25 protein-coding genes and 1 tRNA gene are annotated in these 24813 nt (G+C 63.3%); 14 read left to right on the top strand and 12 right to left on the bottom strand.

Annotated elements, in window-relative coordinates:
* Positions 1-38 precede the first annotated feature (38 nt).
* Positions 39-125: transfer RNA gene (locus AC6JBC_RS03395), tRNA-Tyr, on the bottom strand.
* Between the two features lie 107 nt (positions 126-232).
* On the opposite strand from AC6JBC_RS03395, the gene AC6JBC_RS03390 reads away from it, so the two are divergent.
* Both AC6JBC_RS03390 and AC6JBC_RS03385 read left to right on the top strand, forming a co-directional pair.
* Positions 233-973 (top strand): TrmH family RNA methyltransferase, encoded by a 741-nt coding sequence (locus tag AC6JBC_RS03390; RefSeq protein WP_464787388.1) that lies wholly within the window; start codon positions 233-235, stop codon positions 971-973.
* A 52-nt stretch (positions 974-1025) separates the two neighbouring features.
* Positions 1026-1772, top strand: a complete 747-nt coding sequence (locus AC6JBC_RS03385) for a hypothetical protein (protein ID WP_498025391.1) — start codon at positions 1026-1028, stop codon at positions 1770-1772.
* A gap of 21 nt (positions 1773-1793) precedes the next feature.
* On the opposite strand, the gene AC6JBC_RS03380 is transcribed toward AC6JBC_RS03385, so the two are convergent.
* Positions 1794-2111: a 2Fe-2S iron-sulfur cluster-binding protein gene (locus AC6JBC_RS03380; RefSeq protein ID WP_498025389.1), complete on the bottom strand. Its 318-nt coding sequence runs from the start codon at positions 2109-2111 to the stop codon at positions 1794-1796.
* Between the two features lie 78 nt (positions 2112-2189).
* Here AC6JBC_RS03380 and AC6JBC_RS03375 point away from each other — a divergent pair, with 78 nt between their 5' ends.
* The 3 genes from AC6JBC_RS03375 (at position 2190) to AC6JBC_RS03365 (ending at position 3549) form a co-directional block, all read left to right on the top strand.
* Positions 2190-2807 carry a DNA-3-methyladenine glycosylase family protein gene (locus AC6JBC_RS03375; RefSeq protein ID WP_498025388.1) on the top strand — a complete coding sequence of 206 codons (618 nt, stop codon included), beginning with the start codon at positions 2190-2192 and terminating at the stop codon, positions 2805-2807.
* A 4-nt stretch (positions 2808-2811) separates the two neighbouring features.
* Positions 2812-3042, top strand: coding sequence for a DUF2188 domain-containing protein (locus AC6JBC_RS03370; protein WP_464787392.1), 231 nt, complete (start codon positions 2812-2814; stop codon positions 3040-3042).
* Positions 3043-3111: 69 nt separating this feature from the next.
* Positions 3112-3549 (top strand): response regulator, encoded by a 438-nt coding sequence (locus AC6JBC_RS03365; protein ID WP_464787393.1) that lies wholly within the window; start codon positions 3112-3114, stop codon positions 3547-3549.
* Here the strand turns inward: AC6JBC_RS03365 and AC6JBC_RS03360 are convergent.
* Both AC6JBC_RS03360 and murA read right to left on the bottom strand, forming a co-directional pair.
* The gene (locus AC6JBC_RS03360) at positions 3494-5017 is read right to left on the bottom strand and encodes a PAS domain-containing protein (protein WP_498025386.1); all 1524 of its coding nucleotides are present in this window, start codon (positions 5015-5017) and stop codon (positions 3494-3496) included. The genes AC6JBC_RS03365 and AC6JBC_RS03360 overlap by 56 nt on opposite strands.
* A complete protein-coding gene (gene murA, locus AC6JBC_RS03355; RefSeq protein ID WP_464787395.1) occupies positions 5010-6293 on the bottom strand; it encodes a UDP-N-acetylglucosamine 1-carboxyvinyltransferase in 1284 nt (427 codons plus the stop codon). The genes AC6JBC_RS03360 and murA overlap by 8 nt, the downstream gene beginning before the upstream one ends.
* Positions 6294-6505: 212 nt before the next feature.
* On the opposite strand from murA, the gene AC6JBC_RS03350 reads away from it, so the two are divergent.
* Entirely contained in the window at positions 6506-7240 is a 735-nt protein-coding gene (locus tag AC6JBC_RS03350) for a Crp/Fnr family transcriptional regulator (protein ID WP_498025384.1), read from the top strand.
* A gap of 14 nt (positions 7241-7254) precedes the next feature.
* Here AC6JBC_RS03350 and AC6JBC_RS03345 read toward each other — a convergent pair whose 3' ends face one another.
* Positions 7255-7821 carry an HNH endonuclease gene (locus tag AC6JBC_RS03345; protein WP_196224561.1) on the bottom strand — a complete coding sequence of 189 codons (567 nt, stop codon included), beginning with the start codon at positions 7819-7821 and terminating at the stop codon, positions 7255-7257.
* A gap of 96 nt (positions 7822-7917) precedes the next feature.
* Here AC6JBC_RS03345 and gluQRS point away from each other — a divergent pair, with 96 nt between their 5' ends.
* From gluQRS to AC6JBC_RS03330, 3 genes are read left to right on the top strand one after another with little or no spacing between them, the layout of a single operon-like run.
* Positions 7918-8826: a tRNA glutamyl-Q(34) synthetase GluQRS gene (gluQRS, locus tag AC6JBC_RS03340; protein WP_498025383.1), complete on the top strand. Its 909-nt coding sequence runs from the start codon at positions 7918-7920 to the stop codon at positions 8824-8826.
* 9 nt (positions 8827-8835) lie between these two features.
* Positions 8836-9069: a twin transmembrane helix small protein gene (locus tag AC6JBC_RS03335; protein ID WP_498025382.1), complete on the top strand. Its 234-nt coding sequence runs from the start codon at positions 8836-8838 to the stop codon at positions 9067-9069.
* 7 nt (positions 9070-9076) lie between these two features.
* Positions 9077-9646, top strand: coding sequence for a cob(I)yrinic acid a,c-diamide adenosyltransferase (locus AC6JBC_RS03330; protein ID WP_498025381.1), 570 nt, complete (start codon positions 9077-9079; stop codon positions 9644-9646).
* A 27-nt stretch (positions 9647-9673) separates the two neighbouring features.
* On the opposite strand, the gene AC6JBC_RS03325 is transcribed toward AC6JBC_RS03330, so the two are convergent.
* Complete coding sequence (locus tag AC6JBC_RS03325) at positions 9674-10726, bottom strand: DUF1176 domain-containing protein (RefSeq protein ID WP_498025380.1); 1053 nt, start codon at positions 10724-10726, stop codon at positions 9674-9676.
* Positions 10727-10864: 138 nt separating this feature from the next.
* Positions 10865-12682, bottom strand: a complete 1818-nt coding sequence (gene typA / locus AC6JBC_RS03320; RefSeq protein ID WP_498025379.1) for a translational GTPase TypA — start codon at positions 12680-12682, stop codon at positions 10865-10867.
* A gap of 191 nt (positions 12683-12873) precedes the next feature.
* Here typA and AC6JBC_RS03315 point away from each other — a divergent pair, with 191 nt between their 5' ends.
* The 3 genes from AC6JBC_RS03315 to AC6JBC_RS03305 are packed head-to-tail and all read left to right on the top strand — an operon-like array spanning position 12874 to position 14977.
* Positions 12874-14088, top strand: a complete 1215-nt coding sequence (locus AC6JBC_RS03315; RefSeq protein ID WP_498025377.1) for a toxic anion resistance protein — start codon at positions 12874-12876, stop codon at positions 14086-14088.
* Positions 14089-14092: 4 nt separating this feature from the next.
* On the top strand, positions 14093-14803 hold the full coding sequence (locus tag AC6JBC_RS03310; RefSeq protein ID WP_498025376.1) for a hypothetical protein: 711 nt from the start codon (positions 14093-14095) through the stop codon (positions 14801-14803).
* 18 nt (positions 14804-14821) lie between these two features.
* Positions 14822-14977 carry a hypothetical protein gene (locus AC6JBC_RS03305; RefSeq protein ID WP_498025375.1) on the top strand — a complete coding sequence of 52 codons (156 nt, stop codon included), beginning with the start codon at positions 14822-14824 and terminating at the stop codon, positions 14975-14977.
* A gap of 3 nt (positions 14978-14980) precedes the next feature.
* Here the strand turns inward: AC6JBC_RS03305 and AC6JBC_RS03300 are convergent, their stop codons facing one another.
* The 3 genes from AC6JBC_RS03300 to prfB all read right to left on the bottom strand — a co-directional run bounded on the left by AC6JBC_RS03300 (position 14981) and on the right by prfB (position 17255).
* On the bottom strand, positions 14981-15292 hold the full coding sequence (locus AC6JBC_RS03300) for a PilZ domain-containing protein (protein WP_464787403.1): 312 nt from the start codon (positions 15290-15292) through the stop codon (positions 14981-14983).
* Between the two features lie 101 nt (positions 15293-15393).
* Positions 15394-16128, bottom strand: coding sequence for a class I SAM-dependent methyltransferase (locus tag AC6JBC_RS03295; RefSeq protein ID WP_498025374.1), 735 nt, complete (start codon positions 16126-16128; stop codon positions 15394-15396).
* Positions 16128-17255 carry a peptide chain release factor 2 gene (prfB, locus tag AC6JBC_RS03290; RefSeq protein WP_498025373.1) on the bottom strand — a complete coding sequence of 376 codons (1128 nt, stop codon included), beginning with the start codon at positions 17253-17255 and terminating at the stop codon, positions 16128-16130. The genes AC6JBC_RS03295 and prfB overlap by 1 nt, the downstream gene beginning before the upstream one ends.
* Positions 17256-17472: 217 nt before the next feature.
* Between prfB and AC6JBC_RS03285 the strand changes: the two genes are divergently transcribed.
* The gene (locus AC6JBC_RS03285; RefSeq protein ID WP_498025372.1) at positions 17473-17982 is read left to right on the top strand and encodes a hypothetical protein; all 510 of its coding nucleotides are present in this window, start codon (positions 17473-17475) and stop codon (positions 17980-17982) included.
* Positions 17983-18173: 191 nt separating this feature from the next.
* Here AC6JBC_RS03285 and AC6JBC_RS03280 read toward each other — a convergent pair whose 3' ends face one another.
* A complete protein-coding gene (locus tag AC6JBC_RS03280; protein ID WP_498025992.1) occupies positions 18174-20711 on the bottom strand; it encodes a penicillin-binding protein 1A in 2538 nt (845 codons plus the stop codon).
* Positions 20712-20777: 66 nt separating this feature from the next.
* Positions 20778-21710, bottom strand: a complete 933-nt coding sequence (locus AC6JBC_RS03275; protein WP_498025991.1) for an N-acetylmuramoyl-L-alanine amidase family protein — start codon at positions 21708-21710, stop codon at positions 20778-20780.
* A 477-nt stretch (positions 21711-22187) separates the two neighbouring features.
* Here AC6JBC_RS03275 and AC6JBC_RS03270 point away from each other — a divergent pair, with 477 nt between their 5' ends.
* Positions 22188-24812, top strand: a complete 2625-nt coding sequence (locus AC6JBC_RS03270) for an Rne/Rng family ribonuclease (protein ID WP_498025371.1) — start codon at positions 22188-22190, stop codon at positions 24810-24812.
* Position 24813: the final 1 nt, after the last annotated feature.

Raw genomic sequence — 24813 nt, 5'->3', positions numbered from 1 at the left:
CGATGGGGCAAAAGCCCGAAGGCCAAAAGCCCGAAGGATGGTGGACAGGGCTGGATTCGAACCAGCGTACGGGAAACCCGGGCAGATTTACAGTCTGCTGCCTTTAACCACTCGGCCACCTGTCCAGTGCCCTTACGCGGCAAGCAAAAACTGCCTTTTACCGCGCTGGAGGCGCGCTCAATGGCGAATGGAGGCTTGCCTGTCAATGGCCGGATGTGAAAAGAGCACTTCCATGAAAAAAGGACATCGCAGCGCAAAGCCCAAGGGCAACTTCCCCCGCTTCTACGGGCGGCATGCCGTCATCGCGGCTCTCGCCAATCCGAACCGGGTGGTCCGGAAAATCTGGGGCACCCGCGACGCGCTCAATGCGCTGGACCTGCCGCCGGTGCTGCCCATCGTCTATGCCGATGTGGCCGACCTTGGCCGCATGGTGCCATCCGATGCTCCCCACCAGGGCATCGTCGCGGAAGTTGAGCCGCTGGATGACGTATGGCTTGGCGACGCACTGGAAGCGGGCCAGGACGACAGGCGGCCCGTGCTGGTACTCGATCAGGTGACCGATCCGCATAATGTGGGCGCGATCCTTCGATCGGCGGCGGCGTTCGACGCGCTGTGCATCGTCACGCAGGACAGGCATGCGCCGCCTGAATCGGGCGTGCTCGCTCGATCCGCATCCGGCGCGTTGGAGATCGTGCCGTGGGTGCGCGTGGTGAACCTTGCCCGCGCGCTCGACGAGATTGCCGAGGCCGGATATTGGCGCATTGGCCTGGATGGCGAGGCGGACACGATATTGGGCGAGGCAATCGGCGAATCGCGCGTCGCGCTGGTGCTGGGCGCGGAGGGTGAAGGCCTTCGCCACAACAGCATGGCCCATTGCGATATTTTGGCTAAACTGCCGATCAGCCCGCGCATGGAGAGCCTTAACGTCTCCAACGCGGCTGCGATCGCCCTGTACGCCGCCGCGAGCCGGTAGTCGGGGCACAAGGCGCGCCGCCTTCCATCGGCGCATGGGAACGGGGGACGATATGGCCGCAATTCTTCGCACCGCTGGCGCGTTAGCCTGCTGCCTGATGCTGGGCGCCTGTCTGGTGACGCCGGGCAAGTTCGAATCGACCCTCGATATCCAGGCCGACCGGCAGTTCAGCTTCACCTATAAGGGTGAGATATTATCGTCCGACATGAAGGGGCTTGGCTCCTCCTCCGGCACACCCGGCGACAGTCCCGTCGGCGACGGCGCGCCGGAAAAGAAGGATAGCGCCTTGCACAAGACCGCGATGCAGCAGGGCAGCGAGGAACGCTTCGATCGGGGCAACGCACCGGGTGACGAGGCGCAGATGCAGGCGATCGCGACCGCCCTGTTGAAGGAGAAGGGGTTCCGGTCAGCCCGTTATATGGGCAATCACAAGTTCGAGATCGACTATGCGATCAGCGGGCGGCTGACCCACAGCTTCCTCTTCCCCTTCAACAGCGATGCGGAAATCGTCCTGCCCTTCGTCGCGATCGAACTGCGCGGCGACGATCGGGTACGGGTGAAGGCTCCGGGCTATTCCAACGGGTTCGACAAGAGCCGTGAACCCATGGGACAAAGCGGTCCTGGCGAAGACGCGTCAAAGGCGCTCGACGGCCACTTCACGCTGACTACCAACGCGGAAATCGTCAGCCAGAATCAGGAGGACGGCGCGCAAAGCACCGCGACAAGCAAGCGGATCGTCTGGCGGATCACCCCGCTGACGAGCGAGGCGCCCATGGCGACGCTGCGCGTCAGCCGGTAACGGGCGCCCCGATCGAGAGGATCAGTCTTCCGGCGCGATCGTAACGCGCAGGCCGTCCAGATCGTCGTTCATCACCAGCTGGCACGACAGGCGGCTGCTCTCATTGCGATGATCGGAGCTGTCGAGCAGGTCGTTTTCGTCTTCGCCGAGCGCAGGCAGCTTTTCGGCGAAGGCGGGATCGACATAGACATGGCAGGTAGCGCAGGAGCAGCAACCGCCGCACAGCGCCAGCAGCTCGTCGAAACCGTTGTCACGGATGACTTCCATCACGGACAGGCCGCTGTCGCCCTCGACAGCCTGCTCTTCACCCGCACGGTTGACCACTATCAGTTTAGGCATGTACCTCGATCCCAAAATTTTCCACCGCCGCTCATAGGCGGGGGCGCCGATAAATCAAGAGCCGGAAACAAGCAGAGCATGGTCACCACCCCGGAACAGCTGCGCGAAAGCCTGGATGCGATCGCCGTCCTTGAACCCGGTTTTGCCGCCGCATTGGCGCGGGTCGGCTATCCCCTGCCGCGCGTGCGGGAGCCGGGTTATGAGACGCTGCTCCGCACCATCGTCGGTCAGCAGGTGAGCGTCGCGGCGGCCGCCGCCGTCTGGCGCAAGCTGGAGGCGGAACTGGGCGAGGGATGCGCGCCGGAGCAACTGCTCTCCCGCGATCTTGACGCGCTGCGGGCCTGCGGCCTGTCGCGTCAGAAGCAGGGCTATGCCCGAAGCCTCGCCGAACTGGTCACAAGCGGGCACGTCGATCTTCACGCCCTGCCCCAGGATGATGAGGAGGCGATTGCCCTCCTCACGCAGATCAAGGGCATTGGCCGCTGGTCAGCTGAAATCTACCTGCTGTTCGCCGAAGGGCGGCCCGACGTCTGGCCTGCGGGCGACCTCGCCGTCCAGATCGAGGTGGGCCGCATCCTCGGCCTGCCCGAACGGCCCAGCGAGCGCGAGACGCGGGCGCTTGCCGAACGGTGGCGGCCTCATAGGGGCGCCGCCGCGATCATGGCCTGGCATCATTATAATACGGAGGTACTCTAAACCCATGTCCCTGCCCCATGCCCGCTACATCGTCCTGGAACATGAGGGAGTCTGGAAGATCAATCTGGACAACCGCTATTATGGCCCCTTCGCCACCCGCGAAGCCGCTGTCGAAAACGCGACCGAGACGGCGCGCAAGGCCGGGGATGGTGGCTACCCCGCGAGCGTCCTGCTGATGCAGGGAACCAGGTTCGATACGCTCTGGACGAACCAGCAAGACGCTGCGTCTTCCTGACTTTTTTCAATTTTTGCGGAACCAGATGGCGAACTGGACATTATCGGCTCCAGTTTCGCGGGCAGAGGCATGAATAAGAAGGTTCTAATCGTCGAAGACGAAATTTTCGTCGCACTGGAGATCGAGCAGATCGTGGAGGACGCGGGTTTCGCAGTCAGCGCCATTGCCGCCGACCGTGAAAGCGCCCTTATGGCCGCTAATGACTGCGATATCGCTTTGGTGGATCTGAACCTGCGCGACGGGCCGACCGGGCCGGGTATCGGCATGGAGCTTGCCGCCCGATATGGCGTCCGGGTCATCTATGTGACCGCCAATCCCGCCCAGATCGGTGTCGCGGCCGAAGCCGCGCTCGGGGTCATAACCAAGCCGTTTCGCCCGCACAGCATTGCCGAAACGCTTCGCCTCGCAGCGTCTGAACAAAGGGATTTGGAGACGGCCGATATTTATGGCTTCACGCCATTTCAGCCACGCCCCGGCTCATGGAACGGGATGGAATCCACAGGCTGATCACCAGCCCTTCGGGTCGCCAGTCGCGCTGCATCCTTCCGCCCAGTTGCCGTTCGGCACTTAGCGCCATGAGGCGGCTGCCGAAGCCTTCATGGCTCGACGGCTTAACTGGTGGCCCGCCTTCTTCCCGCCATTCGATGCAGATGTCCGCGTCCTCGTGCCGCACGTCGATATGGACACGCCCCGAAGGCACGGAAAGCGCCCCATATTTGGCCGCATTGGTCGCCAGCTCATGGAAAAGCAGCGCGAGCGGCGTGGCCGAGCGGTCATCGATCGCGGGATCTTCGCCGGAAAACACGATGCGGCTTTCCCCCGCATCCCTATAGGGCGCGAAAATTTGCTCCAATATGCCGCGCAGGCGGCTCTGCCGCAGATATTCGTCGCCCTTCGCGCTATGCGGACGGATGAAGTCATGCGCGCGACCCAGCGCCATGATCCGGTCGCGCAGATCATCCGCCACTACGCGGATCGCCGGATTCTGACGCGCCGATAGCCCGATCAGCCCCGCGATCACCGAAAAGATATTCTTGATCCGGTGCGACAGTTCATGCGCGATGATCTCGCGCTCTTCCATCATCAGCTTCTGCTCGTGAATTTCCGTGCAGGTGCCGATCCACCGGGTGATCCTGCCTTCATCGTCGCGGATGGGCAGGGCGCGGCCCAGCGTCCAACGATATTCGCCGCTGTGATGGAGCAACCGATATTCTATCTCATACGGATCGCCGGTTTTCAGCGAATGGCGCCAGCACTGCCATGCGCGTTCGCGGTCGTCCGGGTGAAAGTTGCCGTTCCAGCCGTCGCCATCCGTCGAATGTTCGGCCACGCCGGTATATTCATACCAGCGCGCGTTGTAATAGTCATGATAGCCATCGGGCAGCGTGGACCAGACCATTTGCGGCATGGTGTCGGCCAATGTGCGGAAAAGCCTGTCGCTTTCTGCCACCGCCTCGGCATCCTTGACCTGTTGGGCAATGATATCCTGATCGCGACGGCGGCCCTCCAGTTCCATCATCACCTGGCGCGCGAGGAGGGAGAGGCCCTGGCGCTGAAGCGATGTAAGATCATCGCGCGGCTTATCATCGATGATGCACAGGGCGCCGAGCGGCACGCCTTCGCCATTGAGCAAGGGCGCCCCGGCATAGAAACGGATATGCGGCGGGCCGGTCACCAGAGCATTGGTGGCAAAGCGTGGATCGGCGCTGGCGTCGCGCACGACGAAGATCGCTCCATCCTGCATGGCATGCGCGCAGAAGGACAGGTCACGCGGCGTTTCTTCCGCATCCAGCCCGCTGCGAGCCAGAAAGCGCTGGCGTTCGTCCTCGACAATGCTGACCAGAGCGATCGGCGCTTCGCAAAGCGCGGAGGCGAATTCGGTTATCTGGTCCAGCGTGCGAAAGCCGCCGGCATCCAGATCATAGCGCGCCAGAACGGCCGCGCGATCCGTCTCCAGCCCCCTGCCGTCAGCCATCACTGACCCGTTCAATGTCCGCGCCCACGGCCGACAATTTTTCCTCCAGCCGCTCATAGCCCCGGTCAAGATGGTAGACGCGGTTGACCTGCGTCTCCCCTTCGGCGGCAAGCCCGGCGAGGATAAGGCTCATCGACGCGCGCAGGTCGGTCGCCATCACCGGCGCGCCCACCAGACGGTCGACGCCCCGCACGACAGCGGTGCGGCCATTGACCCCGATGTCCGCGCCCATGCGCGCCAGTTCGGGCACGTGCATGTAGCGGTTTTCGAAGATGGTTTCGGTCAGCACGGATGCACCGTCGGCCTTCGTCAGCATGGCCATGAACTGCGCCTGCATATCCGTCGGGAATGCCGGGAAGGGCGCGGTGGACAATGTCAGCGGCTTCAGCTTGCCGTCCGCCGACACCCTGATTCCGTCCTTCAGCTCATCGACCTGCACACCCGCATCGCGTAGGGCCGCAAGGATTGCATGCATGTCATCGGCGCAGGCGCCCGCCAGTTCCAGCGAGCCGCCGGTGATCGCCGCCGCACATGCGTAGCTGCCTGCCTCGATCCGGTCGGGCATGACGCTGTAGGTCGCGCCATGCAGACGGTCGCGGCCGTGGATGATCAGCTTGTCGGTGCCAACGCCCTCGATATCCGCGCCCATCGCGATGAGCAATTTGCACAGATCGACGATTTCAGGCTCGCGCGCGGCATTTTCCAGAATGCAGGTGCCCTTTGCGAGAACGGCGGCCATCAGGGCATTTTCCGTCGCGCCCACCGACACCACGGGGAATGTGTAGATGCCGCCGGGCAGCCCGCCATCGGGAGCAGAGGCGCGCACATAGCCCGCAGTGATCTCTATCACCGCACCGAACGCCTCCAGCGCCTTCAGGTGCAGATCGATCGGCCGGTTGCCGATGGCGCAGCCGCCGGGCAGCGAAACCCGCGCTTCACCCGCACGCGCAAGCAAGGGGCCAAGCACCAGGATGGAGGCCCGCATCTTGCGCACGATGTCGTAGGGCGCTTCGGTCGAGGTGACCCGGCCAGCGCGCAGCGTCATGACGCGGCCGAAATCCTCCGGCCGCGCGCCTTCGATCATGGTGGACACGCCTAGCTGGTTCAGCAGATGACCGAAGCTGTCCACGTCTGCCAGGCGCGGCAGGTTACGCAACGTGACCGGCTCATCCGTCAGCAGCGCGCAAGGCAACAGGGTCAACGCGGCGTTCTTGGCGCCGGAGATGGGAAGGCGGCCGCTGAGCTTTTTGCCGCCGCGTATTTGAATGCGGTCCATCGACTGGGTTCTTAACGCTAATTGCGTCTGGCGCAAGGCGGGAGCGATCATTGCGGTTAACGCTACCGTACTTCCCGGGATACGTTCGCGAAACATTTACGCTTTCGGGTCGCCGAAATTGATCGAGTTTAGTGCGCGGCGCGCAAATGCAGCCAAAAGGCGAAAGGGGCGTTTTGCCACCGTAACGACAAACTTGATTAAAGGTGCTGTGGGTGGCGACAGGTTGTTTCGCGGACAGGCTCGCAAAGCACGTGCCCTTGTCCGACGAGGAGAGGAACGCGCTGACCAGACTGGAGGAAAATCCGCGCAAGATAAGGCGCGGAGCCATGATCCAGCGCGTCAATGATACCGTGACCGAATTGTTCGTGTTGCGTGAAGGGCGGGTGATGAGCTTCGTCATCCTGCCCGATGGCAGCCGACAGATTCTGCGCGTCTATTTCCCTGGCGATTTCATCGGGTCCGCCAGCACGATCTACAACAAGGCGCCCGAATCGCTCGTCGCGCTGTCCGATGCCATTGTCTGCCCATTCGACAAGCACGCCTTGCGCCGGTTGCTGGAGGAATATCCCAGGGTCGCGGCGCTATTGTTCCTGCTGTCCAGTTCGGAAAAGGTCGCCCTCACCGATCGGCTCGCATCGCTGGGCCGCACATCGGCCAAGGCGCGCGTGGCGTCGTTCCTGCTCGACATTTTCGACCGGCTGCGCGTCACGGATGACGGCGTTACCGACAGTTTTGACCTGAAGCTGACGCAGGAGGAGATTGGCGACGCCATCGGGCTGACGTCCGTCCATGTGAACCGCATGGTGCGGCAGATGGAGCAGGAAGGGCTGATCAGCCGGGCGAACGGCCGCATCACCCTGCTGAACATGGCAAGGCTGGAAGAGATTGGCCATTACACCAATCGCCACAAGGATATGGATCTGGACTGGATTCCCGGCCTCAGCTGAGAGGCTGGCGGACATCAGGCCAGCAGTTCGACATCCCAGTACAGCCAGTCGCGCCAGCTTTCATGCAGATAGTTGGGCGGAAAGGCGCGGCCATGTTCCTGCAACTGCCAGCTTGTCGGCCGGATCGGCGTAACATGCAGACGCATGCCCGCTTCCTTCGGCGTGCGCCCACCCTTTCGCAGATTGCAGGGGGAGCAGGCCGTGGCCACATTTTCCCATGTCGTTCGCCCGCCCGCGCGGCGGGGGACAACATGGTCGAAGGTCAGGTCACTGGGCGACCCGCAATATTGGCAGGTGAAACGGTCGCGCAGGAACAGGTTGAACCGGGTGAAGGCGGGATGTTCCGACGGCCTCACATATTGTTTGAGCGCGATGACCGAGGGGATCTTCATCTGCAAGCTGGGGCTGTGCACCTCCCGCTCATAGCTGGCGACGATGTCCACCCGTTCCAAAAAAACCGCCTTGATAGCGGTTTGCCAGGGCCAAAGGCTGAGCGGATAATAGCTTAACGGCGTATAGTCCGCGTTCAGGACCAGCGCCGGACAGTTTTCCGGATGTCGTATCAGGTCGGGATGGTACATAAGAACCCTCGAACCCCCATTTGCCAAGTTTCTGATTGATCAGGAACGTGACGGCAACATGACAGCATTAACCACCCCGACCCGTCAAGGGCCTGTATGATCCAATCCTCATCGCCACAGCATGTGGTAACCCGCTTCGCCCCGAGCCCTACCGGCAGGCTGCATGTCGGCCATGGCTGGTCGGCCTTGCTGGCCATGGATTTTGCCTGCGCGAATGGCGGCTCGTTTCACCTCCGCATCGAGGATATCGACGGCACCCGCAGCCGCCCCGAGCATGTCGCGGGCATAGTGGAGGACCTCAACTGGTTGGGGGTGGTATGGGATGGCGAGATCGTCGTCCAATCCGATCGGCTCGATCATTATGAGGCCGTGCTGGAAAGATTGCGGCAGATGGACCTTCTCTACCCCTGCTTTTGTACTCGCGCCGACATCGCGGCCAGCACGAGCGCGCCGCACGGGCCAGAGGGGCCTGTTTATCCGGGCACCTGCCGCGCATTGCCTCCGTTCGAGCGCGAACAGCGCATCGCGGCGGGCGAACCCCATGCATGGCGGATAGACATGGCGAGCGCCATTGCGACCGCAGGGGAGTTGCACTGGACGTCTGTTCCCCTCCTCACCTCCGCGCTGCCCCTCTGCGAACAGGTGGTGGAAGCGAGGCCCCAGGCCGCAGGGGATGTGGTCCTTGCCCGCAAGGATGCGCCCGCAAGCTACCATCTTTCCTGCACCCTCGATGATGCCGCAATGGGCGTGACCCATGTGTTGCGCGGGGAAGACCTGTTTGCCGCCACGCATGTGCATCGGTTGCTTCAGGCGCTGCTCGGCCTGCCGACGCCCGTTTATTGTCACCATCCCCTGCTCGTCGGCGCGGATGGCAAGCGTCTTGCCAAGCGCGATGGCTCGATCGCCCTTGCGGACCTGCGCGCGCAAGGCGTCGATCCCGCCACCCTCGCCGCCGATCTGCGCGGCGGGCGCTTTCCGGTTGGCATTTCATTGGCCAGGGCCTAGATTCACCGCATGAACACCGTTCTCGTCATCGCCCTCATCCTTGCCATGGCCGCGACGCTCTTTGCGTTGGTCCGGGGCATCATCGCCTTTCTTCAGACGACGAAGGAGCAACTGAACGCGCCGGACGGCACGCCCAGCCCTTCCAGCCTCAAGCAGAACAAGATGATGATGAACCGCATCCTGTTTCAGGCGGCGGCCATCATCATCGTCGCGATCCTGCTGCTGATGAAGGGCAACGGCTGATCCCCTGATGGTGAAGCTCAACAAGATCTACACCCGCACGGGCGATGCGGGCACGACCGGCCTTGTGGACGGGTCACGCCTGCCCAAACATGCGCCGCGCATGCAGGCAGTGGGCGATGTCGATGAAGCGAACAGCGCGATCGGCCTTGCCATCCTTGCCATTGGCGAACGGCCCGAAGCGGGCTGGCTGACGACGATCCAGAATGATCTGTTCGATCTGGGCGCCGACCTTGCGACGCCAGTGCCGGAGGGGCAGGACGAGCCTTGGGCGCTGCGCATCATCGCCACGCAGGTCAGGCGGCTGGAAGACCAGATCGACGCCATGAACGCCGATCTGCAACCGCTGGACAGCTTCATCCTACCCGGCGGGTCGTCCGCCGCAGCCGCCGTCCATCTCGCCCGCGCCGTCACGCGCCGGGCCGAACGCAGCGCTACGGCAGCGGCCACGGAAGTTGCGCTCAACCCTCGGGCGCTCGCCTATCTCAATCGGCTGTCCGACCTGCTCTTCGTCCTGGCTCGTCGCCTGAATGGCAATGGGGCGGACGACATCAAATGGGTTCCCGGCGCCTCTCGTTAAGGGGCGCGCGTCAAAGGCGCCGCAGCCTTATTGCACGACCTTAGCCGACCAGGTGGTGATCCAATGCCACGCGCCGCGGCATTCGCCCATGGCGCTTGCGGATACCAGCCGGAACCTGGCGCCGTCCCAGACATAGCTTTCGCTGCTGCCGCAATCGCCGAGGCCCCGGCCCTTGGCATAGCTTTCCAGCGAAGCACTTTCGGGAGTCCAGGATGCGTTGACCAGCATGGGCTTGGCCGCATTCTCGCTCCATCCCGGTTGATAGTCGAAGGACGCGTAGCGGAAGCTGCGCCGTCCCGGAATGCCGGTCGCAATCACGGGAACAGCGGAAAAATTATAGGCACCAGCGCCGCAAGGGACCAGCACCAGCGTCTCGGTTCGGGAAAGGCGGTAAAGTTCCGGCGGGGATGCGTCGCGCATCTCGTCGGCGCAGGCGGTGAACTTGCCGAGCGCCGCCAGTTCCTCGCGCCATAGCGTCACCGGAGCGGCGCCTGCGGGGATAAGCGCCCGGCGTATCGTAACCATCGGCGGCGCGGCACGCACGGCGCTGGCGGCCAATGGACCTGTGGCGACCAGCGCCGCCATCGTGCCCGCGCGCCCCTGCCTTGCATCCATATAGCGCAGGGCGGCGGCAGCACCGGCCAGCGAGGGGCGCGCGATCAGCGTGCCAGCCGACTTTAGCTCCAGCTTCGATCCCCGTGCCATTGCAATGGCCAGCGCCGACGCCTGCGGTCCCTGCAACCGGGCTTCCCCATCCCTGCTCGCGGCCGTCGCGATTTTCCGGCCATCGACCAGGAAAATGACTTCTTCCTGTCCCCGCGCGTCGCGGCTTATCGAGATTTCCGGTTCAGACGCGCCACCGGCATCCCGTTGAATGCCCAGCATGACCGGCTTGTCCGGCCAGTCGCCCCCTTCCGGCAACAGGGACACAGCTTCGCATCGGCTGCGATTGTCGCAACCGATGGTCCAGTCCTTGTAGGTTTCCAAAGTGCCGGGCCGTGGCGTCTGAGCCGAAAGCGGCGCCGATGCGATGAACGCGCACAGCATCGCTGCCAGCGCGGTTAAGCGTTTGTCCCCCATGGGTTAACTATAACTTAATTCATAGGCAGACGGTAGTAGCTTCCTTCGTGCCGTCAGGACGACCTTTGGCCAACCGCCAGTGTCAGGCCGAACCCCATAATGAAAAAGGCCGGTGTCCCTCGACACCGGCCTCTTTGATCAAGCCGCCTTGGCGCGCGACATGCGCTTGCGCTCGTTCGGATCGAGGTAGCGCTTGCGCAGGCGGATATTCTTGGGCGTCACTTCGACCATTTCATCATCGTCGATATAGGCGATCGCCTGTTCCAGCGTCATGCGCTTGGGCGGGGTCAGGCGGACGGCGTCATCCTTGCCGCTGGCGCGGAAGTTGGTGAGCGCCTTCGACTTCATCGGATTGACTTCAAGGTCTTCGGGCTTGGCATTCTCACCGATCACCATGCCTTCGTAGAGCGCTTCGCCCACGCCCACGAACAGGATGCCGCGTTCTTCCAGCGGACCCAGCGCATAGGCATTGGCTTCGCCCGCGCCGTTCGAGATCAGAACGCCGTTCTTGCGGCCTTCGATCTTGCCCTTGTGGGGGCCATACTTCTCGAACAGGCGGTTCATGATGCCGGTGCCGCGCGTGTCGGACAGGAATTCGCCATGATAGCCGATCAGGCCGCGTGAAGGCGCCGAGAAGGTGATGCGGGTCTTGCCGCCGCCCGAGGGACGCATGTCGGTCATCTCGGCCTTGCGGATGTTCATCTTGTCCACGACCGTGCCGGAGAATTCATCATCCACGTCGATGACGACGGTTTCATAAGGCTCGGTCTTGTTGCCGTTCTCGTCTTCGCCGAACAGCACGCGCGGACGCGAGATGCCGAGTTCAAAGCCTTCGCGGCGCATGGTTTCGATGAGGACGCCCAACTGCAATTCGCCACGGCCAGCGACTTCGAAGCTGTCCTTGTCGTCCGATTCCGTCACCTTGATCGCGACGTTGGATTCGGCTTCGCGAGCGAGGCGATCGCGGATCATGCGGCTCGTCACCTTGCTGCCTTCACGGCCCGCCATCGGCGAATCGTTGACGGCAAAGCGCATCGACAGGGTCGGCGGATCGATCGGCTGCGCCTGGATCGGCTCGCTGACCGTGGTGTCGCAGATGGTGTTGGCGACGGTCGCGACAGTGAGACCCGCGAGGCTGATGATGTCACCCGCCTTGGCTTCATCGACCGGCACGCGGTCGAGGCCCTGGAACGACATGATCTTCGACGCGCGGCCGGTTTCGATGACCTTGCCGTCCATGTCGAGCGCGTGGATCGCCTGGTTCACCTTGACCGTGCCGGACTGGACGCGGCCAGTAAGGATACGGCCGAGGAAGTTGTCGCGGTCGAGCAGCGTCACGAGGAAGCTGAACGGCGCGTCCTGCTCCAGCGACGGCGGCGGCACATGGTCGACGATCTTCTGGAACAGCGGCTCCAGCGTGCCTTCGCGGCGCTGCGGGTCTTCGCTGGCATAACCGTTGCGGCCCGAAGCGTAGAGGACGGGGAAGTCGAGCTGTTCGTCGTTCGCTTCCAGCGTCACGAACAGGTCGAACACTTCGTCCAGCACTTCCTGGATACGCTCGTCGGGACGATCGACCTTGTTGACGACGACGATGGGACGCAGGCCCAGCGCCAGCGCCTTGCCGGTCACGAACTTCGTCTGCGGCATCGCGCCTTCGGAAGAGTCGACCAGCAGGATGACGCCGTCGACCATGGAGAGGATGCGCTCCACCTCGCCGCCGAAGTCGGCGTGGCCGGGCGTATCGACGATGTTGATGCGGGTGCCGTTCCATTCGACCGAGGTCGGCTTCGCCAGAATGGTGATGCCGCGTTCTTTTTCGAGGTCGTTCGAATCCATCGCCCTTTCTTCGACCCGCTGATTGTCGCGGAAGGTGCCGGACTGGCGGAATAGCTGGTCGACGAGTGTCGTCTTGCCATGGTCAACGTGCGCGATGATCGCGATATTACGCAGGGACATGCATGTGCCTTTGGGATTTTGGTTTTCCCGGCCGGCACCACGCCTGACCAGATGTATCGCGCGCGCCCCTACAGGAAATGACGCGTTGCGGCAAGGGCGAGGGCCGCATTTGCATCGGCCGGAACGCAAGACCATATTCCACATTGAAGCGCCACTGTTATAGTTACATATAACAGCTTGAAGGAGACGTTATGGCCAGCATCGCGCCCACCACGGCGACCGCCGACACGCTCAACCTGACGCCCCCCGATCCGGTGCCGCCCGTCGCGCCGGAAAAGGCGTCGGGCCTCGTTCCGATCGATGAGGAAAAACGGACAAAGCTGGACGAGAAGGTCGATGCCTTTATCGACGACCTTGTCGCGCAGGATGCCAACTCGCCCGAATTCGGACAGCGAGTGGACCAGCTGACCAATATGGGCCGCAAGGAAATCGCCGAAGCGGCGGGCCATTCCAATCGCTTCCTCGACCGCCCCGTCCGCGCAATGGACAGCGATAATAAGGTGGGCGCGGACCTTGCCGAACTACGCCGCACTGTCGAGGATCTCGACCCCGGCAAGCGCGGCAGTCTGCTCGCGCCCAAGAAGCTGTTCGGGATCATCCCCTTCGGCAACAAGCTGCGCGACTATTTCGACGGCTATAAAAGCGCGCAGGGTCACATCAATTCGATCCTCGGCTCGCTTGCCAGCGGCAAGGACGTGCTGATCAAGGACAATGCCGCCATCGATGTCGAGCGGCAGAATATGTGGGCGACGATGGGCCGTCTCGAACAGATGATCCACATCTCCAGGACGCTCGACGCGCGGCTGGAGGCGAAGGCGCTGGAACTGGACTCCGCTGATCCGGCCAAGGCCAAGGCGATCCGGGAAAGCGCGCTCTTCTACATCCGCCAGCGCACGCAGGATTTGCTGACGCAGATGGCCGTGACCGTGCAGGGCTATCTCGCGCTCGACCTCGTCAAGAAGAACAATGTCGAGCTGGTGAAGGGCGTCGACCGCGCCAGCACCACGACCGTCGCGGCTTTGCGCACCGCCGTCACCGTGGCGCAGGCGCTGGCGGGCCAGAAGCTGGTGCTCGAACAGATCACCGCGCTGAACACAACCACCGCGAACATGATCGATTCGACCGGCGAGATGCTGAAGAACCAGACCGCGCAGATTCATGAGCAGGCCGCGTCCAGCACGATCCCCATCGCGACGCTCCAGCGCGCCTTCCAGAATATCTACGACACGATGGACAATATCGACACATTCAAGGCCAAGGCGCTGGAGAATATGAAGACGACGGTCAACACGCTGACGAACGAGGTCGAAAAGTCGAAGGGCTATATCGCCCGCGCCGAAGGTCAGGCGCAGGCCGCGCAACAGGCGCGCGCCGACAATCCGCTGCTGAGCGCGATCGAGGCATAGAGAAGTGAGCAGGTCCGACCGGGTCCTGGCCGATGCCGAGGCTGTCCTTCAGCGCCACGGCGACCGTAGGCGGAGCCTGTCGGCCCGGGCGCGGCAGAGGCGTGGCGCCGCCCTGATGCGGAAAGCGAAGTGGGCCTGCTGGTCAGTGCTTGCCATCCTCATCGGCAGCATGGTCGCGGGCTTCTTCCTCCCGCTCGGCACGACCGGCGTGATGATCGTGCTGGGCCTGATCATCGCGGCGCTGCTGATGATCGCCCTTATCCCCTCCGAACCGCGCATCCGGACGCAGGCGCTCGCAGCCGCCCCCATTTCCGCCCTGCCGCTCCAGACCGAAATCTGGCTCGACAATCAGCGCAAGGCATTGCCCGCCCCCGCCGTTGCTCTGGCCGACAGCATCGGCGTCAAGCTGGAAACGCTCGCGCCCCAGCTTGAACGCCTCACCGATCAGGAACCCGCCGCGCAGGAAATCCGCAAGCTGCTGTCCGATCACCTGCCCGAACTGGTCACTGGCTATGAATCCATTCCCGCCCCCCTGCGCCGTCAGGAACGCAATGGCCGCATTCCGGAGCAGCAACTGGTCGAAGGTTTGAACGTCATCGATACCGAGCTTGCGCGGATCAGCGAGACCTTGGCGAGTGGGGACATCGACAAGCTGGCAGTGCAGAATCGCTTCCTGGAACTCAAATATCAGGAAGCAAAGGAACTGGGCCGCTAGGCCAGCGGTCCTTCTGTCATGATCCACCTGACGCTGATCATCGTCGATTTCCTGACCGGCCTGCTCGCCGCCGGTGCCTGGGCGCTGGCGTCCGCCGGGGGCGTCATCGCCGCACTGCTGGGCGGCGGATTGGTCAGCGCATCCCTGTTCAGGAAATGGCGCAAGCGGGGCTGAACCTCAACTTCCGCGAATAAGGGTGTCGATCGCCTCATCGGCCAGGAGCTGGCTGAACTGAATGCCGAAGCGCTTGCCCCGCGCCCACATGACCCGGCCACTTGTTTCCACGCCGATCGCTTTTATCGCCACATAACTGCCCGCAGCAGGCGGCGTTTCGCAGTGCGCCAACGCTCCCGATGTGGACAGGTCGAGGAAATGACCGCGCATCTCCGCATTGCCGACGCATAGAGTGACAGGGCCGAACATCTTGTGTCGTGCAGTGTGCCGCCGCTGTTCGGCATTGCCCGTCAGGAATTTGCTTTGGTCGATCATACCGAGCTTCTCCCCCCGGCCACTCAATCACAAAAAGGTCAAGGCCATGCACAGAATCATGGTTAACTCGCCATTAGCTACCTTTCCCCCTAGGGAAACCGCTAATTTGTATCAGCCGTGCTTTTGATCGCACAGGGCACGATGCTTTGAGGGGACGGCCGGGCCGTGATTCTGCGAAAGCGGGCGAAATAGCCTCCCGCCGTTGGCTTGGGCACCAGTTCCTCCAGCCGGAAACCAACCGATGCGAGTTCACAGATCAGCAGGCGGGGCGGCGTGCCATGCTGCCCGGTCGGGCGATCCGCATCGACGACGATCAACTCGCCATCCTTCTTGAGCGCGGGACTGAGGTTCCACAGGAAGGCATAGGGCTCCGCAATCTCATGATACATATGGACCATGAGGATGCGGTCGAAACTGTTTTCCGGCAGCTTCGGGTCTTCGGGCGCGCCTAGCCGGACGCTGACATTGCGCCAATCCTCGCGCGTGATGCGGCGGGACAGGGCCTCGATGACTTCGGGCATGATGTCTTCGGCCAGCACGCGACCCTTGGCACCCACCCGGTTTGCAAGGCGCACGGTATAATAGCCTTCGCCAGCGCCGATATCCGCGACGGTCATGCCCGGCCGGATGCCCGCGCGGTCCATGATGTCGTCGGCTTCGTTGACGCGATCGCGCGCTTCTTCGCTGGACCAGCGGGTCGAAACGATGGGCGCGACCGGCCTGTCCGCTCGCGGAAAATCACGCGCGGCGGCGGGCCGGTCATCCTGCTTGGCGGATGACAACAGGCCGCAGCCTGCCAGCAGGAACAATGATCCCGCCAGCGCGCACCGCATCATCAGTCGACATCCTCCACATCGACCTTCTCGCCCGTCACCTTCTGCGACAGGGCGGCGGCCATGAAAGGATCGAGCGCGCCGTCGAGCACGTCATCGGGCGCTGTGGAGGTGACACCGGTACGCAGATCCTTCACCAGCTGATAGGGCTGGAGGACATAGGAGCGAATTTGATGGCCCCAGCCGATCTCGGTCTTCGCCTGATATTCGCCAGATGCCGCCGCCTCGCGCTTCTGCAACTCGGCCTCATAGAGGCGCGCCTTCAGCATATTCATCGCCGTCGCGCGGTTCTTGTGCTGCGACCGGTCATTCTGCGACGCAACGATGATGCCCGAGGGGATGTGGGTGATGCGGACGGCGGAGTCGGTGGTGTTGACGTGCTGACCGCCCGCGCCCGACGCGCGATAGGTGTCGATCTTGAGGTCGCCTTCATTGACCTCAATCTCGATATTGTCGTCGATCACCGGATAGACCCACACGGACGAGAAGCTGGTGTGCCGACGCGCCGAGCTATCATAGGGGCTGATGCGCACCAGCCGGTGCACGCCGCTTTCGGTCTTGGCATAGCCATAGGCGTTCTCGCCCTTGAACAGGAAGGTCGCCGACTTGATGCCTGCCTGATCACCGGCCTGATAGTCGACCAGTTCGACCTTGTAGCCGCGCCGTTCTGCCCAGCGGCGATACATGCGGGACAGCATTTCGGCCCAGTCCTGGCTTTCCGTGCCGCCCGCGCCCGCATGGATTTCCAGATATGTGTCGCTGGCGTCGGCTTCGCCCGCGAGCAGCGCCTTGATCTTGTCCTCGTCCGCGCGATCGGCCAGCGCCTTCAGGGATACGACGCCCTCATTGACCATGTCCTCATCGCCTTCGGCCTCGGCCATTTCGATGAGTTCGGCGGTGTCGGTCTTTTCGCTATCGATAGCCCGGGTCGCGCCGATCGCGGCTTCCAGACGCGTGCGTTCGCGCATGACTTCCTGCGCCATCTTCTGATTGTCCCACAGCGTCGGGTCCTCAACGCGCGCGTTCAACTCGTCGAGGCGGCGCAGCGCGCGGTCCCAGTCGAGGAAGCGGCGCAGCAGGTCCAGCGCGGCGTCGATACGGTCGATATATTGCTGCGCTTCGGCGCGCATGGGAACTCTCCAGACAATTCGGGGCGCTCCCCGGCATCGGGCAGGAAACGCACTAAACGCCTGCCCCTATCCGAGGGCAGCGGATTTGGGAAGATTCAATCCTCCAAGCCATGTCCGCGCAGTCTCCCAACAGGCCAGGCCAAACCTTGTCCCTCCAGACGCTATGCCATACACCATCTGCCACGCCCAAAAGAGGCGCAAGGAGAGGAACGACATCTTGGCTGAACGACAATCTACCCATCCCGCACCGGCGCAGGCCGTTCTCGTGATACTCGCGCTCGTACCGATTATCGGCATTTTCTACGCCATCGGCTCCGCCCTGGGCGTGGCGAGCTTCCTTTTCTTCGGTTTTATCTTCGTGCTTTATTGGGCGGGTATCAAAGGCATGAATCCTGCGGAGTTCGCACCCGCGCTGTGCGGTTCCCTTGGCGGACTAGGCATGGCATTTCTGCTGCACAGCCTGCCGACGGTTCTGGGCATGGCCGGAATGGCGATTGCGGTGACTGGCGTGGTCGTCGCGATCTATCTACTCATTCGCGGCCAGGCCAGCCTGATCGTCAACAATGCCTTCATGCTGCTGCTGACGCTCGGCAACCCCATTATTTTTGAAAAGGACGCCGATTTCGCCGCTGCGGCGGTCGCCATCGTAACAGCAGCAGCCTATGTCGGGGGCCTCGCATTTCTGATGAAGCGCTTCTCCGGCGGATTGCGCGCAAAGGCGCAATAACGGGCCAGCAAAGGCGGGAGGTTGGAGCTTCGAGCTTTAAATCGGCACCACCTCCTTTTGCCGTTCGCCCTGAGCCTGTCGAAGGGCTCCACTTCTTTTAGAAAGAAAGGGGCTTCGACATCCGAACGAGGCAAGTGACTCGTTCGGACAGCCCGAACGGGTTGAAGGATTCAGATAAAAAGCACGACGCCTTAGTAAATCCCGCCTTGATCCTGCAGGAAGTCGCTGTCCGTCCGCTGCCGCGTCTGCGACCCTGCCTCGCGCCGGGCGGCGGCCTGTTCCTGAGCGGCCACCTCTTCCTTGCGGATCGATCGGCGCGGTTCCGTCTCGGGCTTGAACGCTTCCCAGATCACGGCAGGCTTGGGCTCGTCGGTGGGCCATACGCCATAGACGCGCTTGCCCGACCGGCGGTCGATCGTGACCATGCGGATGCCCGCAGGGGCGACGAAGGGCGTCTTGGGCATGGTTTCCAGCACGGGCGCCATCGCCGCCTTCCAGATCGGCGCGGCGATGCGGCCGCCCTGCGCCCAGCCGCCCAGACTGCGCGGCTGGTCATAGCCCATATAGACGCCCGCGACGATGTCGGGCGATCCGCCGACGAACCACACATTGGTCGGCCCGTTGGTGGTGCCTGTCTTGCCAAACAGCGGCCGTTTCAGGTCGGCCAGGACCGTCGCGGTGCCGCGCTGGATCACGCCTTCGGCGATATGCACGACCTGATAGGCGGTCATCGGGTTCATCACCTGCCGCCCTTCAAAGCCGAAGCGCGGCATGGGTTTTCCATCCCAGTTCGCCGAGTTGCAGCCGTCGCAGGCGCGCCAGCGCAGCGGCCAGATCACCTTGCCGCGCCGGTCCTGCACATAATCCATCACCTTGGGCGAGAGCTGACGGCCCTGATTGGCGAGCATAGCATAGGCGTTCACCATCCGCTCGACCGTGGTTTCGCCCGCGCCCAGAGCGAAGGAGAGATAGGGTTGATAATCGCCGATCCCCATCGCCTTGATGGTGCGCACGACGCGATCCATGCCGGTCTGGCTGGCGGCGCGCACCGTCATCAGGTTGCGCGACTGCTCCACGCCCCAGCGCATCGTCTGCGGCCCCGCGCTGCCGCCAGTGAAGTTACGGAAACATTTCTGCCCCAGCCCCGCACCCTGATAAACGCATAGCGGTCCATCAACGATGATGGAGGCTGGCGTCATCCCGCCGTCAAGCGCGGCGGCATAGACGAACGGCTTGATGGTCGAGCCCGGCTGACGCATCGCCTGCGTCGCCCGATTATAGGAGGACAGGCGACTGTCGAAGCCACCCTGCATCGCCAGGACGCGTCCGGAATGGACCTGTTCGGCCATCATCCCGCCGGACACTTCAGGCACATTGCGCAGCGCCCAGGTCGATCCGTTGCGTGCTACCGCGATCAGGTCTCCCGCCTTCATGCCGTTGAACGCGGGGCCGCCCACGCGGCGATAGGGCATCTGCGCGGCGCTGGCAGGCAGCGTTCCGGTCGATCCGTCGGAAAAGCCGATTTCGGCGCCCGAAGAATTGCGGTCGATAACCGCCGCTATGCGCCAGTCTGCATAATCGATCCCGATATAGCTTGCCGCCAGTTCGCGCTTCCATCCACGGGCCATGTCGATCTGGCCCAACGGGCCGGACCAGCCCTTGCCCGCGTCGAAACGTAGCAGGCCGTTGCGCAATGCCGTCGAGACGCCTTCCTGCAACTTGGGGTCATAGGGGCTGCGCACCCAGAGGCCGCCTGCATAGACGCTGTTGGGGCCATCCTCCGCCTTTTCGCCGAACAGGCCGATCAGGCGGCGGCGCACCTCTTCCATATAATAGCCGCCCGCGCGCGCGTCGAAGCTGGACCCATGCGGTGGCACCGTGCCGAGCGGCTGCGCCTGCGCTTCGTCCAATTGCGCCTGGCTGATCCAGCCGTTTTTGAACATCTCGCCCAGCGCCCAGTTGCGCCGATCTAGCGCGCGTTCGTGGCCGGTCGGGCTTTCGGGGCGGTAGTTGGCAGGTCCCTTGGGCAGGATGGCGAGATAAGCCATCTCGTGCAGCTTCAGGTCGCCCACATCCTTGTCGAAATAGGCACGCGCCGCCGCCTGCACGCCATAGGCGTTCCGGCCGAGGAATATCTGGTTGAAATAGAGTTCGAGGATCTGCTGCTTGGTCAACACACCTTCCATGCGATAGGCGAGGATCATCTCCTTCACCTTGCGCGTGGGGGAATATTCATCGCCGATCAGCAGGTTCTTGGCGACCTGCTGGGTGATGGTCGACCCGCCCTTGGCGCGCTGGCCCGAGCCGATCTTCGTCACATAGTCGAACACGGCGCCGAAGAAGCCGGGAATATCGACGCCATGATGTTCGAAGAAAGTCTTGTCCTCCGCCGCCAGATAGGCGCGGATCAGCAGCGGCGGATAGTCGCTATATTGCAGCTGGACCCGGCGTTCGCGCGCATAGCTGTGCACCGGCTGGCCATCGATGTCGCGCACGATCGTGGGCAGCGGCGGTTCATATTCAAGCAGCGTCGCCGCATCCGGCAGGCCGCGCGCGAAGATGATCCAGAACAGCAGGAAGGCGAGGAAAAGTCCGCCGAGCGCGATCGCCGCCCAGCGGAACCAGCGCCGCTGCCAAAGCGGGGAAAGCCTTTCCCGGAACGCGCGTCCACCCCCGCGCAAACGGTCGGCAAAGGACAAGCGGGCGGTGTGGGGACGGGCCTCTTCCATGACGAGAGGAGGCTCTAAGGTCAAAATGCGGCCAGCGCCAGTGCGGATCGTCGGGCCGCGTGCCGCTCAGCCGCCGCCAAGGGGCAGTCGGCGGGCGAAATATATCTCGACGGCCTTGGCAACGCCCTTCGCTATGCGGCTGCGCCCTTCGGGTGAGGCCAGGAAGGCTGCATCCTGCGCATTGCTGAGATAGCCGGTTTCGAACAGGACCGATGGCGTGTCCGGCGCCTTCAAAACCATGAGTGAGGCATAGCGGTGGAACGTGGTGCGGAACGTCAGGAACGGCGCCCCCTCCCGCTGAAGAAGGCGAGCGAAATTCGCTGATTCCTTCATTGTTTCGCGCTGAGTAAGGTCGATCAGTATAGACGACACCTGATCAGTCTGTGCGCCCAGATTGACGCCATTCAGAACGTCCGCCCTATTCTCCCGCGCGGCCAGCCGCGCCGCTTCCCGATCCGACGCCACCTCCGACAATGTATAGACCGTCGCACCCCGCGCCTCATGATTGTCCGCCGAATCGGCATGGACCGAAATGAAGAGGTCCGCATTCATCTTCCGCGCGATGCCATAGCGTTCCTGCAGGACCAGAAAGCGGTCGTCATCCCGTGTCAGCGCGACGCGAAGTCGGCCCGACTTCACCAGTTCATCCCGGATCGCCTGCGCGATCGCGAGCGTCAGATCCTTTTCGCGCTCGCCGGTTTCCGCGTTGATCGCGCCGGGATCATGCCCGCCATGCCCCGCATCGATGACGATCAGCGGACGGGACGCGTCGGTTGATCCTTCCACCCTTGGTAGCGAGAGGCCGCGCGCCACCGGCGGGATCGGCACGGTGATGCTGTGCAACCGCTTGGCCGGACGGGGCGCCATGGAGGCTGGCTTGTCGAAGCTGATGCGCGCCGCCCCCTGAGGACCGGCCAGAAAAGCAGTTGCCAGGGCAAGGGCGTGGAGCATGGCGCGCTTGTGCCTCGCACCGCCCCATGCCGTCCAGCCCCATTTCAGCGGCGGCCATTCGCCGTCGCGTTTACCTTTGCTTCACCATGTTGGGCGATTAAACGCAGGAATGGCAGCATTCGTCCTGGACCAAACAATTTTGCGGAGGACGTTGCTAGGCTGGCCTTAGGCTGCTACCCATTCACATTCCTGAAAGAAACGCCCACATTAGGCCCGGTTCTTCATCAGGAACTTTCACGGCAGCATCGGCGGGCGCCAACCGCTCAGACCCGATGCGACGAACAGGTTGACGCTGCATGAGGCATGATTTCCATTCCACGCTGAGCCCGATAGCGGGCGATGCGGCGTGGATGGAGCGGACCGGCGATTTGCCCGGCCCTGCCGATGCAGCAGAAGCGCAGTTTTTCCTGTCAAACCGGACGATAGCAACACCCGCGCCGCTGGCGGCGCGACTGCGTTCGTCCCCCCACTATCGCGTGGCAGCCCGGCCCAGTGCCGCTGGCAGCTTTCGCCGGAGAATAATAAATGACAATGCGTATGCTGATCGATGCGCGCCACCGGGAAGAGACCCGGGTCGCGGTCGTCAAAGGAAACCGGATCGAGGAGTTTGATTTCGAATCGGCCGAGCACAAGCAGCTCAAAGGCAATATCTACCTCGCCAAGGTTACCCGTGTAGAACCCTCGCTCCAGGCGGCGTTCGTCGATTACGGCGGCAACCGCCACGGCTTCCTGGCGTTCAGCGAAATTCACCCCGACTATTACCAGATTCCGCGCGAAGATCGCGAGGCATTGCTGCGCGAGGAACGCGAGCACGCCGAGGAAGAGGCCGCTCTGCGCGCCGATTTCGAGGATGACGATGATCATCATGGCGACGATGGGCTGGAACTGGTCGAAGCCACGCATCATGAAGATGATGAGGGCGAGGCCAACGAAAGCAGCGAAGGCCCCGCAAAGGGTGGCCGTCGCAAGCGCGGTGGCGATGAAGCCGCCGACGAACTGCGCCGCAAGCGCATGGCTCTGCGTCGTCGCTACAAGATCCAGGACGTCATCAAACGCCGCCAGGTGCTGCTGGTCCAGGTCGTCAAGGAAGAGCGCGGCAACAAGGGCGCGGCGCTGACTACCTATCTTTCGTTGGCCGGTCGCTATTGCGTGCTGATGCCGAACACGTCGCATGGCGGCGGGATTTCGCGCAAGATCAGCAACGCTGCCGACCGCAAGCGGCTGAAGACGATCGTCGCGGAAATGAACCTGCCCTCGACCATGGGCTGCATCGTCCGCACGGCCGGGCTCCAACGCACCAAGCCGGAGATCAAGAGGGACTTCGACTATCTCGCCCGCCTGTGGGACGAGATCCGCGAAAAGACGCTTAAGTCCGAAGCGCCCGCGCTGATCCACAATGACAGCGACCTCATCAAGCGCGCGATCCGCGATATCTACAACAAGGATATCGAAGAGGTCATCGTCGAAGGCGAATATGGCTACAAGGCCGCCAAGGACTTCATGAGGCTGCTGATGCCGAGCCACGCGCGCCGGGTGCAGCAATATGCCGACGCGGTTTCGCTGTTCCAGCGCGCGGGCGTCGAAGATCAGCTGGCCGCGATGTACAATCCGGTCGTGCAACTGAAGTCGGGCGGCTATCTGGTCATCAACCCGACCGAGGCTTTGGTGTCGATCGACATCAACTCGGGCCGGTCGACCCGTGAGCATGGCATCGAGCAGACCGCCGTCGCCACCAACCTGGAAGCTGCCCGCGAAATCGCTCGTCAGTTGCGCCTGCGCGACATGGCTGGCCTCGTCGTCATCGACTTTATCGACATGGAGATGAACTCCAACATCCGTAAGGTCGAAAAGGCGATGAAGGAGGCGCTGAAGGACGATCGCGCCCGCATCCAGGTCGGCCGCATCTCGGGCTTTGGCCTCATGGAAATGAGCCGCCAGCGCCTGCGCACCGGCGTGCTGGAAGCATCGACCCGCCAGTGCCCGCATTGCGAGGGCACCGGCCTTGTCCGCACGGCGTCGTCGGCGGGCCTTTCCGCGCTGCGCATGTTGGAAGAGGAAGCGGCGCGTGGTCGCGGCAACCTCGTCACCCTGCGCGCCAGCCAGGAAGCGGCCTTCTATGTCCTCAACAACAAGCGCCGCGAACTGGACGAGATCGAACAGCGCTATGGCGTGACGATCGCCATCCTGCCCGATGGCGAGGTCGAAGGCGCGCGCATGTCGGTGGAAGCCAGCGGCCCGCGTCCGGAACGGGTGGTGAGCTATGCTCCGATCGTCGAGGAAGAGGATGACCTCGATATCGTCGAGGAGCTGGAAGAAGAGGAAATCGAGGAAGTCGAGGCCGCTGAGCGCGAAGAGCGCGGCGACCGGGGCGAGGATCGCGAAGGCGGCCGCCGCCGTCGTCGTCGCCGCCGTCGTCGTGGCGGCCAGCGTGACGATCACCATGCCGAGGGCGAAGCAGAGGCTACCGACGCCCCGGCCGAGGACGCTGGCGAAGAAGTCGAATCGACTGACGAAGAAACGGAAGAACAGCCTGTCGAGGCCCATGGCGAAGGCGAAGAGGCCAGTCGCCGTCGTGGCCGTCGCGGTCGTCGTGGCGGACGCCGTCGTCGCGAGGGCGAAGCGGTTGCCGACGAGGCTGCGAGCGAAGTCGCTGAGGCTTCCGAGCCCGCCGCTGTCGAGGCTGTCGCCGAGACGGTAGCAGAAGCAGCGCCCGAAGCGCCTGCGGAGGAAGAGGCGCCAAAGACGCGCCGTCGCCCCCGTGCTCGCAAGGCAAAGGAAGTCGTAGAAGCGCCCGTGGAGGCCCCCGAGGCTCCGGTCGAAGCGGCAGCCGAGGAAGCGCCCGCCAAGCCCAAGCGCACCCGCCGCAAGAAGGCAGAGGCCGCTCCCGAAGCGCCTGCCGAACCGGCCGTGAGCGTGGAACCGGAAGCCGACGCGCCCGCCAAGCCCAAGCGCACTCGGCGCAAGAAGGTTGAGGCCATTGCCCAGGACGCGGCGGAGGCTCCCGCGATCGCAGGAGCCGTGGCACCGGAAGCTGGCGCAACAGCGGCGGCTGCTGGTGAGAGCGCGGTCTCGACGGCTGATGGCGAAGAGACGAGCGACGACGATAGCGCACCGCGCCGTGGATGGTGGCAGCGCACCTTCGGTCAGTAAG

The organism is Sphingobium sp. RC1, assembly GCF_059738765.1.
Note: the sequence above shows the minus strand (reverse complement) of the source record. Positions and strands in the feature narration are given on the sequence as shown.